Annotated in this window: 15 protein-coding genes and 1 pseudogene; 5 read left to right on the top strand and 11 right to left on the bottom strand. The window is 71.9% G+C overall.

All coding sequences use genetic code 11. From position 1 onward, the window contains the following. Window positions 1–147 precede the first annotated feature (147 nt). From VMR86_22085 to VMR86_22070, 4 genes are all read right to left on the bottom strand, one after another. Entirely contained in the window at window positions 148–774 is a 627-nt protein-coding gene (locus VMR86_22085; protein HTO09756.1) for a hypothetical protein, read from the bottom strand. A gap of 28 nt (window positions 775–802) precedes the next feature. After that, a complete protein-coding gene (locus tag VMR86_22080; protein ID HTO09755.1) occupies window positions 803–1,825 on the bottom strand; it encodes a hypothetical protein in 1,023 nt (340 codons plus the stop codon). Then, window positions 1,822–2,382, bottom strand: a complete 561-nt coding sequence (locus tag VMR86_22075) for a PEP-CTERM sorting domain-containing protein (GenBank protein HTO09754.1) — start codon at window positions 2,380–2,382, stop codon at window positions 1,822–1,824. The genes VMR86_22080 and VMR86_22075 overlap by 4 nt, the downstream gene beginning before the upstream one ends. Window positions 2,383–2,561: 179 nt before the next feature. Further along, window positions 2,562–3,221, bottom strand: coding sequence for a TetR/AcrR family transcriptional regulator (locus VMR86_22070; GenBank protein ID HTO09753.1), 660 nt, complete (start codon window positions 3,219–3,221; stop codon window positions 2,562–2,564). 101 nt (window positions 3,222–3,322) lie between these two features. On the opposite strand from VMR86_22070, the pseudogene VMR86_22065 reads away from it, so the two are divergent. Both VMR86_22065 and VMR86_22060 read left to right on the top strand, forming a co-directional pair. Beyond that, a pseudogene (locus VMR86_22065) lies at window positions 3,323–3,661 on the top strand (DUF2147 domain-containing protein). Between the two features lie 33 nt (window positions 3,662–3,694). Then, the gene (locus VMR86_22060; protein ID HTO09752.1) at window positions 3,695–4,219 is read left to right on the top strand and encodes a redoxin domain-containing protein; all 525 of its coding nucleotides are present in this window, start codon (window positions 3,695–3,697) and stop codon (window positions 4,217–4,219) included. Here VMR86_22060 and VMR86_22055 read toward each other — a convergent pair. Then, window positions 4,196–5,002, bottom strand: a complete 807-nt coding sequence (locus VMR86_22055) for a DUF2182 domain-containing protein (GenBank protein ID HTO09751.1) — start codon at window positions 5,000–5,002, stop codon at window positions 4,196–4,198. The two genes, VMR86_22060 and VMR86_22055, sit on opposite strands and share 24 nt — an antisense overlap. Next, window positions 4,975–5,616, bottom strand: a complete 642-nt coding sequence (locus VMR86_22050; GenBank protein ID HTO09750.1) for a DUF1326 domain-containing protein — start codon at window positions 5,614–5,616, stop codon at window positions 4,975–4,977. The genes VMR86_22055 and VMR86_22050 overlap by 28 nt, the downstream gene beginning before the upstream one ends. A 47-nt stretch (window positions 5,617–5,663) precedes the next feature. Between VMR86_22050 and VMR86_22045 the strand changes: the two genes are divergently transcribed. Beyond that, window positions 5,664–6,719: a phosphotransferase family protein gene (locus VMR86_22045; GenBank protein ID HTO09749.1), complete on the top strand. Its 1,056-nt coding sequence runs from the start codon at window positions 5,664–5,666 to the stop codon at window positions 6,717–6,719. Here the strand turns inward: VMR86_22045 and VMR86_22040 are convergent. Then, a complete protein-coding gene (locus tag VMR86_22040; GenBank protein HTO09748.1) occupies window positions 6,716–7,387 on the bottom strand; it encodes a pyridoxamine 5'-phosphate oxidase family protein in 672 nt (223 codons plus the stop codon). The genes VMR86_22045 and VMR86_22040 overlap by 4 nt on opposite strands. Window positions 7,388–7,454: 67 nt before the next feature. Between VMR86_22040 and VMR86_22035 the strand changes: the two genes are divergently transcribed. Beyond that, entirely contained in the window at window positions 7,455–8,771 is a 1,317-nt protein-coding gene (locus tag VMR86_22035; protein ID HTO09747.1) for an aminotransferase class I/II-fold pyridoxal phosphate-dependent enzyme, read from the top strand. A gap of 7 nt (window positions 8,772–8,778) precedes the next feature. Here VMR86_22035 and dapF read toward each other — a convergent pair whose 3' ends face one another. Genes dapF through VMR86_22015 form a run of 4 tightly spaced genes read right to left on the bottom strand, consistent with a single transcriptional unit; the run spans window position 8,779 to window position 14,298 of the window. Then, a complete protein-coding gene (gene dapF, locus VMR86_22030; protein ID HTO09746.1) occupies window positions 8,779–9,621 on the bottom strand; it encodes a diaminopimelate epimerase in 843 nt (280 codons plus the stop codon). 18 nt (window positions 9,622–9,639) lie between these two features. Beyond that, entirely contained in the window at window positions 9,640–10,653 is a 1,014-nt protein-coding gene (locus tag VMR86_22025; protein HTO09745.1) for an agmatine deiminase family protein, read from the bottom strand. Window position 10,654: 1 nt separating this feature from the next. Beyond that, window positions 10,655–11,512 carry a carbon-nitrogen hydrolase gene (locus VMR86_22020; protein ID HTO09744.1) on the bottom strand — a complete coding sequence of 286 codons (858 nt, stop codon included), beginning with the start codon at window positions 11,510–11,512 and terminating at the stop codon, window positions 10,655–10,657. A gap of 5 nt (window positions 11,513–11,517) precedes the next feature. Next, complete coding sequence (locus VMR86_22015) at window positions 11,518–14,298, bottom strand: DNA topoisomerase (GenBank protein ID HTO09743.1); 2,781 nt, start codon at window positions 14,296–14,298, stop codon at window positions 11,518–11,520. A gap of 174 nt (window positions 14,299–14,472) precedes the next feature. Here VMR86_22015 and VMR86_22010 point away from each other — a divergent pair. Continuing rightward, window positions 14,473–14,900 (top strand): hypothetical protein (locus tag VMR86_22010; protein HTO09742.1); only part of this gene is annotated, 428 nt, incomplete at its 3' end.

Genomic DNA, 14,900 nt, shown 5'->3' with positions numbered 1-14,900 from the left:
CGCGCGCCCCGAAGCGCGCCGGCTCTACGAGGGCCTGTGCGAGAAGAACCGCGCCGTGCGGCTGCGCAAGGTGCGCGGCGCCATGTTCCGCATGTCGCCCACGCCGGCCGCGGCCTGGCGCTGGGCGCGCGCGGCGCTGCGCGGCGTCTAGGGCGGGATCTCCCGCCCGCGCACGCGGATCGCGTCGAGCGCGGCGGCCGGGTTGCGCTGGACCTCGGCCACGAGGTGCGCGCGCGCGTTCTGACCCGCGTCGAGCTGGCGCGGCGCGATCGCGGCCGCCGAGTCGTCGTAGATGCGCACGTCGAGCACACGCGCGTCGAGATTGCGCTCCCGCACGTCGCGCGCGAGCGCCTCGAGGCTCGCGTCGGACTGACCCGGGGAGACCGCCAGCACGAACGCGCGGCGCTCTCCGGGCGACGAGCTGTGCTCGTCCTCGTCCCACGCGCCCAGGAGCTGGTGCGGCTCGCGACTCAGCGGTTTGCTCACGAGCTTCTCGAACACCGGGTAGTCCGCCGCATATCTCACGGCGGCCGGGGCCGGCGCTTGCGACGAGTCCTCCGCCTTCGGCGCCGGTGCCAGGGCGGGCGGGAGCTCACGGACCGCGGCGGCGGCCTGCTCCGGCGGGCGCGTGTAGGTATCGACGGCCTGGACGTCGGCCACGGGGGTCTCGGGCCCCGGCGCCGGGCGCAAGACGAGCAGCGCTGCGCCGGCACCGGCGCAGGCGAGGCCCACGGCGATCCCGCCCGCGAATGCACCTCCGCGCCCAGCGGCCATCCCTGCCTCCCCGTGTGGGGAGGTCCGCTCAGTGGAAGAGCGTCGCTCCCAGCACGTCCTGGCCGTTGTTGATCTGTGCGGCCGTAGATAGTGCATCGAGCTGCTGTCCGAAGTCACCTGACTGGATCTCGGAGATGATCTGCCCGATCGCGCCCGCGACCGTGCCGTCCGCGCTCCCGTCGCCGTCCTCGTCGAGCTGCGTGCCCAGGAACAGGCGGCATTTCGTGTTGGCCGGGAACAGGTCGCCCGCAGCCACGTTCAACAGCAGCGCCGCGAGCTCCTTCTTGGCCTTCTTCTTCACGTCGAGAATGCCGCTGAAGATGAGTGACCCGACAAGGTCGTTCTTGCTGGTGAAGAAGCCGCCCGACAGGTCCACCGCGCGCTGCTTGATCTGCTCGAGCTGCGAGCCCGGGAAGTCGGCCAGGAAGAAGATCCAGCCGGTGTTGCGCAGCACCCAGTAGGTGCTCGTGCACGGGCAGGCCTGCGGCACGCCCGAGGGCACGAGCGCCGCGCCCGCGCCCGAGAACGCAGTCACCTGCAGGTTCACGATGCCCGAGCCCGGCTGGTAGGGAGACACGATGAAGACCGGCAGGCTGGTGTCTCCCAGCGAGAGCGCGCCGTCGGCGAACGCGGCGGTCACGTTGTTCGCGGGCGAGCTCGAGTCCACCGTCACGCTCACCGGCGCCACGCCCGGGCCGCCCGTGAGATAGCCGGCGCTCGAGACGAAGGCCGCGCTCGCCACCTCTACGCGCATGTTCAGCAGCGACAGGTTGGGGATCGCCTCGTCGGAGAAAGTCACCGTGTACACGTAGGTGAAGCTGCCCTTCACGGGCTTGGGGTTCGCGCAGTTGTCCGGCGCGAAGACTTCGTAGTCGACTTCGAAGGACCAGAAGTTCCCGGTCAGCGAGTCATTGATCGTGACGTTGCCCGCACCGACGCTGTCGGGGTCGCACTTCGGGTTGGCGTGCCACCAGCCGCCGGCCTGCGCGGCGCCCGGCAACAGCCCGGCGAGCGCCACGACGGCCAGCCACGCGAAGAGCCGCAGCCTCATGGAGATTCCGCGCGTCGGCGCAGCCCCGAGAGGCCGCCGAGCCAGAGGCCCAGGAGCGCGAGCGCCGCCGGCTCGGGCACCTGGTACGACTTCGTGGTCACGAAGCCGTTGTCGAAGTTCACCGAGCCGAAGTAGCCGGTGGGCACGGCCGAGACGAAGGTCACCACCAGCTGCTTGCTCGACTGACCCGCGAGCACGGGCGTCGTGAAGTCGAACTGCGCCTGGGTGCCGCCGCCGCCCACGCTGGCCGTGCCGCCGGTGCCCGTGCTGCCGGCGAACGACGCGCCGGAGACGAAGTCGTACGTGGTCGGCGCGGACAGGCTGTTCAGCAGCATGCCCAGGTCGACGCCCGTGACCGAGCCCGTGACGACGCTGAGCTGGAACGTGGCGGTGTTGCCCACGATCGAGAGCGCGGTCACGTCTGCCGAGAGCGACCCGCCCGGCGCGCTCGCCCCGCGTACCTCGGAGACTGGATTCGGATTGATCAGACCGGCTCGGGCGGAGCCTGCAACGAGCGAGAACAGCCCTAGAACGAGCACCCGCGAGATCCTGCGCATCGGAAAATCCCTCCCTCGAAAACTCACCGACGAGCTCGCATCCGAGTGATGCGGTCGCAGCGTAAACCACCCAGCAAGCCCGATGGAAGGATTTTCTGTCTTCGCGCTTTACAATTTCATTCCTGACTCTCAGGTCAGATACGCAAGTCGCGCGGTCATCTCGCCGCCGCCGGGCGCGATCAGCCGGCGGAAGGGGTCAGGAGCTCGAGGAACAGATCGAGCACCCGGTGCATGGCCTCCGGCACTTCGCGCGCGCCCACGCCCCACTGCGGGAAGTGGCCGTCCACGTACATGCGCGCCAGCCCGTAGGAGAGGGCCTTGGCCATCAGCTCGAGCGCTGCGGGATCCGCGCGCCGGATCTGCCCGCGCGCCTGGCCGTCGGCCACGATCTCCTGCATGAGCGCGCGGATCGCGTCGTTGTCGCGCGGCAGGGACTCACTGCCGTCGAAGTCGATCAGGCTGCGCGTCGCCAGCACGCGGAACTGCGCCGGGTGGCGCGTGGCCCAGCGCAGGTAGGCGTGGCCGAGCGCCAGGTAGCGCGCGCGCGAGTCACTCGGCTCGACGGCGGCCTGGGCGCGCGCGATCTCGTCGAGGAAGCGCCGCATGGCGCGCTCCGCGACCCCGGTCATGAGCGCGCTGCGGCTGGCGAAGTGGCGGAAGGGCGCGCCCGGCGAGACGCCGGCGCGGCGCGCGGCTTCGCGCACGGTGACCGACTCCGGGCCCTGCTCTTCGAGCATGCGCTCCGCGGCTTCCAGCAGCGCTTCGCGCAGCCGGCCGTGGTGATAGGAGCGCCGCCGGGCGGGCGAGCGGCGGCGCGGGCGCGCGGCGGGCTTGGCCATGGTCCTCCTCGTAGCAGCGCCCGGGCCCGAATGCAATCAGTGATTATTTCATTGACCCGACCCGTCCCAGGAGTGTAATCAATGCTTTCATCGGAGGAGCCATGAGCCAGCGCGCGATCGCGCTCCTGCTGTGCGCCTTTGGCTTTGCGACGGCGGCGCGCGCCGCCGATCTCGAGGGCACCTGGCGCACGCAGAGCGGGAACCTCGAGGTCGAGATCGAGCCGTGCGGCGCCGCGCTGTGCGGCACGGTGGTGCGCGTGCTGTCGAACGCCTCGATGGCGCACCCGGGGCAGAGCATGGCGGCGGGCCAGCCGGGCCTCGGCCTTTTGCTGCTGTCGAACTTCCTGCCCGCCGGCGACGGGACCTGGGAGGGCTTCATCTACGACCGCGAGGCCGTGCAGACCTACCGCTGCAACCTCGCGCTCGACGCACAGGGCCGGCTGGTCGTGCTCGGCTACCTCGGCTACCACGCGCTGGGCAAGAGTCAGGTCTGGACGCGAGTCAGCGGCGACGGCGCCTCGGCCGCGGGTCCGCCCGCGCCCGAGTTCGCGGGCATCGAGCGCTGGCTGAACTCCGAACCGCTCACGCTCGCCGGGCTGCGCGGCAAGGTGGTGCTGGTGGATTTCTGGACCCTGGCCTGCGGCAACTGCATCGCCACCTTGCCCCACGTGTCGAAGTGGCACGAGCGCTACCGCGCGCAGGGCCTGGTGGTGGTCGGCGTGCACACGCCCGAGACACCCGACGAGGCCAAGCCCGACGCGATCGCCGACGCGGTGAAGCGCTTCGGCATCCGCTATCCGGTCGCCGAGGACACCACTTACGCCACCTGGAAGGCCTACGGCAACCAGGCCTGGCCCGCGGTGTATCTCATCGACCAGCGCGGGCGGATCGCGGGCAGCTGGGTGGGCGAGGGCTCCTACTACGCGATCGAGTCCGCCATCCGCACGCTGCTCGAACCGCCGAAGGCCGCCGAGTCAGCCGCGAACCAGCTGCGCTAGCGCGAGCGCCACGCCCGCGAGAGCCAGCGCCAGCCCGGCCGCGCGGTCACTCCACGCGCTCGCGGGGCCCAGCTTCTCGAACAGCACGAACAGCGACAGACCCGCGATCCACGGCAGGCTCATGACTCCGCCCGCGAACAAGAGCGCCATGAGCGCCCAGCAGCAGCCCACGCAGTACACGCCGTGCTCGGCGCCCAGGCGCAGCGCGCCGAGCGTGCCCGGGCGCCAGCGCTCGACGAGGAACGCCGCCGGCGTCCGGCAGCGCGTGAGACACGAGCGCTTGGCCGGGCTCCACTGGTACGCGCCGGCCACGACCAAGAGCGCCGCGGCGAGCCAGGGGCTCGCGGCTTCCATCATGGGAGTCACGAGCGCGCTCTTCGCAAGCTCGCGCTGGACCAGCGTCGCCGCCGCGCTGAACGCCGCCCAGGCCACGAGGTAGCCCGCGGCAAACAGGTGCGCGCGCAGCACGGGGTGCTCGGGCTCGGCCCCGCTGCGCGCGACGCGCGCGTAGATCAGCACCGCCGGCGCGGCCGACGGCAGCATCATGCCGACCATCATCGCGATCCACATGGCGAAGATCAGCAGCGTGTAAGTCGTGTCCCAGGTCGCGCGCATCATCCACGCCGACGGGCCGCTCATGTCGCCGTACATGTCGAGCGACGCGCGCGCGAGCCAGATCCACACGGGGGCGAGCACGAGCGCGAGCCCCGCCACGACCTGAACCCGGTCGCGGCGCAGCGCCCGCTCGAGCGCGGTCAGCGCACTAGCCCGTGCGTGCTCCAATGGATGTTCGCCACGTGCGCGTGCGTGTCGTCGAAGGTGAGCTCGACGGGCGAGCTCTGGTCGGTGCGGCAGCGGCCGGTCACGAACTCGGCCTCGGTGAACTCCATGGCCGTGGGCAGTGAGATCGACACGCGGTGCACCGCGCCGGTGACCGGGTTCTTGATCGGCGTCGCCTCGGCGTCGATCAGCCCCGGAATGCGCACGCGCGCGCGGCCCGCGGGCACGTCGATCGACAGGTCGATCGGCTTATAGATCGTGGGCAGCTGCTTCGTGATCATCGACGAGAACACCTGGGTGATCAGCGTCCCGGGGTCGGTCTCGCGCCCCTGACCGATGGCCTCGAGCGCGGCGCGCTGCTTGGCGTCGGCGCTCTCCTCGACCACGATCACGCACGTGCCCTCGCCCATGTGGATCGGGCCGGGCCACGCGGCGAGAAACCCGAAGCGCAGGCCGTCGATCGAGGTGTCGCCGAAGTGACCCCGCTCGACCTGGAAGAAGCTGTGCGCCCGGCAGTTCCCGTGGGTGGGCAGCGAGTTGAACTGACACGGGCAGCCGGTGGCGCAGTTGCAGTGCCCGTACTCCGTGCCCTTCAGGGTCCACTCGACGAACGCCATGGCCCGCGATGCTAGCACGGGTATCCTCGCCGGCCGGGGGAGGGAACATGGCGATCGACGCGTCGCTGGCGGGGCTCTGCGACTTCGCCGCCCTGGCGCGCTGGATGGACGCGCAGGGTCTTCCGGGCGGCGAGCTGGACGAGGTCTCGCCGATCGCCGGCGGCACGCAGAACGTGTTGCTGCGCTTCCGCCGGGGCGGCCGCGAGTACGTGCTGCGCCGGCCGCCGCTCCACCCGCGCCCCAAGAGCAACGACGCCCTGCGCCGCGAGGGCCAGGTCCTGGCGGCGCTGGCAGGCTCGCCGGTCCCACACCCGCGCTTCATCGCCGGCTGCTTCGACGCCTCGCTGATGGGCGGGTACGTCTTCTACCTGATGGAGCCGGTCGAGGGCTTCAACCCGATGACGGGGCTCCTCCCGCTGCACGCGGGCGACGCGCGCGTGCGCCACGCCATGGGGCTCGAGGCGGCGGACGCGATCGCGCACCTGGCGCGCGTGGATCCGCTGGCGGTCGGCCTGGCGCAGCTCGGGCGTCCCGAGGGCTTCCTGGAGCGGCAAGTGACTCGCTGGCTCTCCGAGCTCGAGTCCTACTCGCGCCACGCCGGCTACCCGGGGCCCGACATCCCGGGGCTCGCCGAGGTCGCGGCCTGGCTCGAGCGCAACCGGCCCCCGCTCTCGCGCGCCGGGATCCTGCACGGTGACTACCACCTGGCGAACGTGATGTACGCGCGTGACTCAGCCCGGCTGGCGGCGGTGGTCGACTGGGAGATGTGCACGCTGGGCGATCCGCTGCTCGACCTGGGCTGGCTCATCGCGACCTGGCCCGAGCGCGAGGGCTTCGCGATCGGGCCGATGGCCGCCCTGGCCGCGCTCGACGGCTGGCCGACGCCCGAAGAGCTCGCGGCGCGCTACGCCGCGACCTCGGGCCACGACGTGACTGCGCTGCCCTGGTACGTGGTGCTGGCGTCGTTCAAGCTCGGCATCGTGCTCGAGGGCACGCACGCGCGCGCCTTCGCCGGCAAGGCACCCAAGGCCATGGGTGACTTCCTGCACGCGGTCACGCTCGCGCTGTTCCGGCGCGCGCGCGAGCGGATCGCGGCCGCCTAGGCCGCCGGGCGGCGCTTGCGGTCGTAGCCCTCGAGATACCTGGGCAGCGACGTGCCGGCGGCGAGCAGCGGGTCGCGCAGCGGCGGCCCGTAGCGCGTCTCGATCGGAATCAGTCCCGCCCAGGCGTCGAGGTGCAGGTCCTCTGCGTCGTCGACCACGCCGTGCGCGCGCACCTTGGCCGAGCCTTCCGCGATCGGCACGCGCAGCACGAGCGTGCGCAGCAGCTCCTCGCGGTTGGGCTGCCGGATCTCCTTCCAGCGCCCGGCGGCCACGTGCTCGATCAGCGCCTCGAGCGCGGCCATCTTGTCGGCCGGGTCGCTGACTTCCTCGGCCTGCCCGTACAGGATGACGGAGCGGTAGTTCACCGAGTGATGGAAGGCCGAGCGCGCCATGACCAGCGCGTCGACGTGAGTGACCGAGATGCAGGCGTCGTTGCCGGGCGTGCGCAGCGCCCGCAGCGCGCGATTCGAGGTGGCGCCGTGCAGCACGAGCGAGTCACCGGCGCGCGCGTACACCGTCGGGATCAGGCAGGCCTTGCCCTGGAACACGAACGACACGTGGCACACGAAGCCCTCGTCGAGGATGGCGTTCACGAGCTCGCGGTCGAAGCTGCCGCGGTCGGCGAGGCGCTTCAGCTTCGTACGGGGGGTGACGGCGAGCTGGCTCATGTCGGGCTCCTGTTCTCCTGGGGCGTAGCAGCCTTGATTTTTGTTACAGAACATATAGAGTTATGTTCTGTCACATCATATCACAGGCGGGAACGCCGTCCAGATCGCCGAGAGCGTGGAGGCGGCGGTGCGCGAGGGCGCGCTCGGGCCGGGCGCTCAGCTGCCGACCGTGCGCGCGCTCGCGGCGCGGCTGCGCCTGAGTCCCACGACCGTCGCCGCCGCCTACCGCAGCCTGCGCCAGCGCGGGCTCGTGATCGCGGCCGGCCGCCGCGGCTCCGCGGTGAGTCACCACCCGCCGATCGCCAGCCACCGGGCGCCCGCCGTGCCGAAGAACGCGCGCGACCTGGCCGCCGGGAACCCCGACCCCGCGCTCCTGCCGCCGCTCGGGCCGGCGCTCGCGGCGATCGATCCATCGCCGGTGCTGTACGGCGGCGAGGTGTGCGAGCCCGAGCTCCTGCGCCTGGCCAAGGCCGGGCTGGCCCGGGACGGCGTGCCGGTCGAGGCGGTCACGATCGTGAGCGGCGCGCTCGACGGCATCGAGCGCGCCCTGGGCGCGTGGCTGCGGCCCGGTGACCGCGTGGCCGTCGAGGACCCGGGCTTCCCGGCGGTGTTCCACCTGCTCTCGGCGCTGGGGCTCGGCGCGGTGCCGGTGGGGGTCGACGACTCGGGCCCGCTGCCGCGCGACGTGGCGCGCGCGCTCGACTCGGGTGTCTCGGCGCTCGTGGTGACCACACGCGCGCAGAACCCGTTCGGCTCGGCGCTCGACGAGCGGCGCGCGCGCGAGCTGCGCGCGCTCCTGCGCGCCCATCCCGACGTGCTCGTGCTCGAGGACGACCACGGCTGGCTGGTGGCCGGCGCGCCCGCCCATACGCTGTGCGCCCCGCCCGCGGCGCGCTGGGCGGTGGTGCGCTCGGTCGCGAAGTCTCTCGGCCCCGACCTGCGCCTGGCCTTCCTGGCGGGTGACCCAGCGACGGTGGCGCGCGTCGAGGGCCGGCTCAGCCTGGGCATCCGCTGGGTGAGTCACCTCTTGCAGCGCACGGTGGCGGCCCAGCTGCGCGACCGCGGCGTGGCCAGGCGCCTGCGCCAGGCCGAGCGCACCTACACCGAACGGCGTAGCGCGTTGGTCGACGCCCTGGCTGCCGTTGGCGTGCCCGCCTTCGGGCGCTCGGGCCTGAACGTGTGGGTGCCCGTGCCCGACGAGGAGGCGGCGGCGCAGGCGCTCCTGGCCGGGGGCTTCGCGGTGCTGACCGGCGCGCGCTTCCGCATCAAGAGCCCGCCGGCGATCCGCATCACGACCGCTGCGCTCGATCCGGCCGAGGCGCCCGCGCTGGCCGAGACGCTGGCGCGCGCGCTGCGTCCGGCGGGCCGCAGTCAGTCCGCCTGAAGTCGGCTCAGAAGAGCGAGCCCCGGTAGACCGGCGTGGCCGGGCCCGTCATGCGCACGTTCCAGTCGGCCGCGACCTCGATGCGCAGCGAGCCACCCGGCATGCGCACCTCGAGCTTGCGGTCGGCCAGGCCCTGGCGCACGGCCGCGGCCGCCACCGCGCAGGCCGAGCTGCCCGACGCGCGCGTCTCGCCGGCGCCGCGCTCCCAGATCAAGGCCTCGATCCGGTCGCGCGCGCGCACGCACGCCAGCTGCACGTTCGTGCGCTTCTGGAAGATCGGGTGTGTCTCGAGCTGCGGGCCGATGCTGCGCAGCACCTCGGGCTGCAGGTGGGTCACGAAGCGCACGCAGTGCGGATTGCCCAGGGAGACACAAGTGACCCGCAGGTCGGCCGAGCCCACGCGCAGCGGCTCGTCGACCACTTCGCGCGCCGGGCCCAGCATCGAGAGGTCGGTGCTGCGGAACGACGCGCGGCCCATGTCGACGCGGATCGAGCGCACCTCGCCGTTCGCGACCGCGAGCCGCGCCGTGACTGGCCCGCCGGGCGTGTGGATCTCGAGCTCCTTGGCGCGCACGTAGCGCAGGTCCCAGAGGAAGCGCGCGAAGATGCGCACGCCGTTCCCGCTCTTCTCGGCCTCGGAGCCGTCGGGGTTCCAGATGCGCAGGGCGAGCTCGCCGCGCCGCGGGCGGTGCAGCGCGAGGATGCCGTCGGAGCCGATGCCCGTGTGCCGGTCGCACAGCTCGCGCACGCGCTCCGGACTGAGTCGCGGGCGGAGCGCGTCGCCGTCGACCACGACGTAGTCGTTGCCCAGCGCGTGATACTTCGCGAACTCACGGCGGCCCAGGGGCATGCCCCCAGGTTAGCCGGTCTACACCGGCTGTTGTTGGGTGAGACAGTGCACGGCGCCCAGCCCGCGCACGAGCGCCCGCGAGGGGATGCCCACGACCGTCCGGTCGGGAAACAGCGGCCGCAGCGCGTCCAGGGCCACCCGGTCGCTGGGCGCCCCGAAGGTCGGCACCAGCACCTCGCGGTTGGCCACGTAGAAGTTCGCGTAGCTGGCGGGCAGGCGGTCGGGGCCGGCTCGCACGGCGGGCGGCATGGGCAGGTCGATCACCTCGAGGCGGCGGCCCGCGGCGTCGCGCGCGGCGCGCAGCGCGGCCCCGCAGGCTTCCAGCGCGGCGTGGTTGGGGTCGGCCGGGTCGGGCTCGCGCGCGCACACCACCACCCCCGGAGACACGAAGCGCGCCAGGTCGTCGATGTGGCCGTCGGTGTCGTCGCCCTCGATGCCGTCGCCCAGCCAGACCACGTGGCGGATGCCCAGTAACTCCGCCAGGCGCTTCTCCAGCGCCTCGCGCGAGATGCCCGGGTTGCGCTTCGGGTCGAGCAGCGTGGGCTCGGTCGCGAGCAGCGTGCCCTCGCCGTCGACCTCGAGCGCGCCGCCTTCGATCACCAGCCCCGGCCGCTCGCAGGCGACACCGGCCAGTGTCGCGACGCGCGCGGCCACGGCGTCGTCGCGGTCCCAGGGCGCGTACTTCCCGCCCCAGGCGTTGAAGGTCCAGTCGAGCGCCAGCAGCCCGCGCGCGCCGTCGCGCACGAAGGTCGGGCCGATGTCGCGCATCCACACGTCGTCGGTGCGGATCACGTGCAGGCGCAGCGAGCCTTGGCGCAACAGCCCGCCGAGGCGCTCGCCCAGGAGCTGCGCGTGTGACTCGGTCTGCGCGACCAGCTCCACGCGCTCGGAGCGCGCCAGCGCCCGCACCAGCGTCTCGAACTCGCGCTCGGCGTCGGCGAGACAGCCGGGCCAGGTGGTCTCGGCGTGCGGCCACGCGACCCAGGTGGCCGCGTGCGGCTCCCACTCCGCCGGCATGCGCAGCGCGCGCACGTCAGCGCCGGAAGCGCGCGAGCAGGTCGCCGTAGGCGTCGACCCGGCGATCGCGCAGGAAGGGCCAGCCGCGGCGCTGGGTCTCGACGCGGCGCAGGTCGCACTCGACCACCAGCACCTCCTCGGCCGAGTCACTCCCCTGGGCCAGCACGCGGCCCTGGGGATCGGACACGAACGAGGTGCCCCAGAAGCGCACGCCGCCCTCGCGGCCCACGCGGTTGGCGGCGCACACGAACACGCCGTTGGCGATCGCGTGGCCGCGCTGCACGGTCTGCCACGACTCGCGCATGGCCTGGTTCTCGGCGTCGGACTCGCCATCGAGATAGCCGATCGCGGTCGGATAGAAGAGCAGCTCGGCGCCGTCGAGCGCGAGCAGCCGCGCCGCCTCCGGGAACCATTGGTCCCAGCAGATCAGCACGCCGATGCGGCCGGCCGAGGTGTCGATGGCGTGGAAGCCGACGTCGCCCGGTGCGAAGTAGAACTTCTCGTAGAACATCGGGTCGTCGGGGATGTGCATCTTGCGGTAGTGCGCGAGCTGCGTGCCGTCGCGCTCGAAGACCACGGCCGAGTTGTGATACAGCCCGGCCGCGCGCTTCTCGAACAGCGGCACGATCAGCACCGTGCCGGTGTCGGCCGCGAGCTTCGACATGCGCTCGGTGGTGGGGCCGGGGATGGTCTCGGCCAGGTCGAAGAGCGTCGCGTCCTCGACCTGCGGGAAGTAGTGCGTGCGGAACAGCTCCTGGAGACACACGAGCTGGGCGCCGCGGCTGGCCGCCTCGCGCACCGCCGACTCGGCGCGCGCGAGGTTCTTCTCGAGGTCGTCGCCGACCGCCTGCTGCACGAGGCCGATGCGCCGGATCGAGCTCACGTCTTTCTTCGCGCGGCCTTCCCGCCCTCGGGCTTGGGGCCGGCGGCCTTGCGCGCGCCGGGTGCGCGGGCGCCCTTGGCGGCGGCCTTGCGCTTGCGCGGCGCAGCCTCGGCGGGCGCGCCCTCCGCGGCCGGCGCCGCGGCGGCTTCGGCCGAGTCAGTCGCCGCCGGCTCGGCCGGCGCTCCCTTCTCGCGCTTCTGGCGCGGCTGGAACTCGAAGCCGTGCCGGCCGTTCTCCTTCAGGAACAGCATGGCCGAGAAGGGCCGGCCGAAGCGCGATGTGAAGTCGGTCAAGAGCTCGGTCTTCTTGTTCGCGCCGATGAACTGCAGCGCCTCGTCGCGCGTGATCTCGCGCTTGCACACCGTGCGCGGCAGCAGGAACGGACAGGGTTTGTCCTCGTCGGGCACCTTGTAGCGCTTGCGGCGCTTGGCGTCCTTGGGCTGGGTGGCCTCGAAGGCGCGCGCCTTCTCGAGGTTCTCGGCCGTCTTGGCGATGCCCGCCTGGCACTGGAAGTGAGTCGGTGTCTCGACCACCTGCGAGCCGCAGCCCATCGGGCAAGGACCCAGCGGCTCGTCGTCGACCTCGTACTCGACCGCCTCGGTGACCCGCTCGCCCGCGCTGCCGGCGACGCCATGGATCACGACCTCGCCGTCTTCCAGCGTGAGTCGCGCGTTGTAGGTGCGGCCGTCGCGCGCCGCGAAGCCCTCGAGCTCGTCGGTCTCGCCCTTCTCGAGCAGGATCTTCACGGTCTGGCGGTCCATGTAGCGCCCCGACTTGTCCTTCCAGATGCGGAAGCGGCAGTCCGTCTCCTCGGTCGCGCCCGGCACTTCGAGACAGCGGTAGAACCAGGAGCGCTCGAACACCGGCCGGCTGCACAGCGGGCACTTGCCGAGTGACTCCTCGTCGGGATAGAGGTCCTCGTACTGGAACGAGACCGCGATGTCGACGATCTGCTTGGTGTAGTCGACGATCTCGTCCATGAACTGCTGGGCGGTCATCGAGCGGCGCTCGACGCGGCGCAGGTCGTACTCGAGCTCGCCCGTGAGCGCGGCCGAGGCCAGGCGGTCGATCTTGATCCGGCGCAGCACGTCGACCAGCCGGATGCCCTTCACCGTCGGGCGGAGTGACTTGCCGGCGCGCACGAGATAGCCCTTCGCGATCAGGTTCTCGATCACGTCGGCGCGCGTCGCCGGGGTGCCGATGCCCTTCTCGGAGATGGCCGCGGCGATCTCCTCGTCTTCGATGTCCTGGCCCGCGGACTCCATGAGCGACAGCAGCCGCGCTTCGGTGATGCGCGCGAGCGGCTTGGTCTTCTCGGCCGCCAGCTCCACGTCGTGCGTGCGCACGGCGACGCCCTCGGCCTCGTCCCGGCCCGCGACCAGCGGCGGCAGGGCCTGGTCTTCCTGCTCGGTCTGGCCGATCACGGCGCGCCAGCCGGGCTCGTCGAGCGTGCGCGCGCGCGAGCGGAACGACTCACCCTCGACCACGGTCGTGCGCTCGACGCGCGTCCAGACCGCGGCGGGATGGAAGTTCGCCAGGAAGCGCCGCGCCACCAGATCGTACAGGCGCGCGTCGTCGCCGGAGAGACCCGGGTCGGGCAGCTTGCCCGTGGGGATGATCGCGAAGTGGTCCGAGACCTTCGTGTCGTCGAACGTGCGCTCGACGTTCTCGAGCCCGTGCTCGACCAGCGCCCCGGCCTCGGCCTGGAACGGCCCGTCGGCCGAGAAGGTGCGCAGGATCTCGTCGACCCCCGCGCGGTAGTCGTTCGGCAGACAGCGTGAGTCGGTGCGCGGGTAGGTCAGCAGCTTGTGCGCCTCGTAGCAGCGCTGCGCGGCGTTGAGCGTGCGGCGCGCCGACCAGCCAAAGCGCCGGTTGCCCTCGCGCTGCAGGCTGGTCAGGTCGAACAGCGGCGGCGCGGTCTCCCGGCTCGGCTTGCGCGTCTCAGCGGCCGCGCCCGGCTTGCCGGTCACTTTCTCCAGCAGCCGGTTGGCGCGCTCGTGGTCGAAGATGCGGTCGTCGCGCAGCTCGCGCTCTTCGCCCTCGGGCGCGCTGAACGACGGGTCGAACCAGGTGCCCAGATACTCGAGCCCGTCGACCTGGAACTTCGCGTTGAGCTGCCAGTAAGGCCGCGGCACGTGCGCCAGCACCTCGAGCTCGCGGTCGACCACGATCGCGAGCGTCGGCGTCTGCACGCGGCCCGCCGACCACGCCGTCTTCTCCTTGCGGCCCTTCAGCCGGCGAGTGAGTGCGCGCGTGGCGTTCATGCCGATCAGCCAGTCGGAGCGCGAGCGGCACGAGGCCGCGGCGCCCAGGCCGTCGTACTGCGCGCCGTCGACCAGCGTGCGGAAGCCGTTGCGGATCGCGTCCTGGGTCATCGACTGGAGCCACAGGCGCCGCGTGGGCTTGTCGCTCTCCAGGTACTCGAGGATCTCGCGGAAGATCAGCTCGCCCTCGCGCCCCGCGTCGCAGGCGTTCACGACGCCGTCCACGTCTTTGCGCGCGAGCAGCTTCTTGATCGTGCGGATGCGCTCGGACTGCCCCTGCTTCTGCTTCAGCTTGAACTCGCCGGGCAGGATCGGGAGCGTGTCGAGCGTCCAGCGCTTGTACTGGGGGTCGACGTCTTCGGGCGAGAGCAGCTCGACGATGTGGCCGACCGAGAAGGTCACGACGTAGTCGTCGGACTCCCAGTAGCCGTCGTGCTCCGTGAACCCGCCCAGCGCTGCGACGATGTCGCGCGCCACGCTCGGCTTCTCCGTGATGACCAGCGATTTCGCCAACGTCTCTCCCGACTGCGGAGTCGCCCCTATTAGCCCCCGGATACGACGGAGGCAAGCGCACCGATCTTCTTCGGGGAACCGGCGGGTGAGCCTGAGAGCCGCCCGTCACACGAGACAACTGCGCGGCGCCGCAGCGGTTTTACAAGCTCTTCCGAGTCGTGATACAGGGGGCGCGTGACGCGGGAAGAAGAGCTCGGGACGATCCGACAGGTGTGCGCCGGCGAGAGCTTCGCGGTTTTTGCGTTCGCGGGGGACCGGGCGGGCGACCCGCCGTACAGCGCGGTCATGTTCTTCGCGGCCACGGACGGACTTCGGCTCATCTTCGCCACCAGCCCTGGTTCGATGAAGGGACGTTTCCTCCACGCCGGCAATGGGGTATGTGCGCAGATCGACACCCGAGGTGTCGGGCTCGAAAAGATGAGTCAGTTCGCGCGGGTGACGGTGCAGGGGAAGCTCCGGATCGCCGCCGGCGCCGAGCGCGAGGAGCTCCTGGGCGCATACCTGGCGAAGCTGCCCCACGCGAAGGTGTTCGTGGACCGGCCCGGGATCGAGGTCTACGCCGTCGAGCCCAGCCACGCCGTCTGCGCCAAGGGCCTGTTCGA

Source organism: Myxococcota bacterium, from assembly GCA_035498015.1.
Classification (GTDB): Bacteria; Myxococcota_A; UBA9160; order SZUA-336; family SZUA-336; genus VGRW01.
The sequence above is the reverse complement of the archived record's forward strand: the minus strand, read 5'-3'. Positions and strand labels throughout refer to the sequence as shown.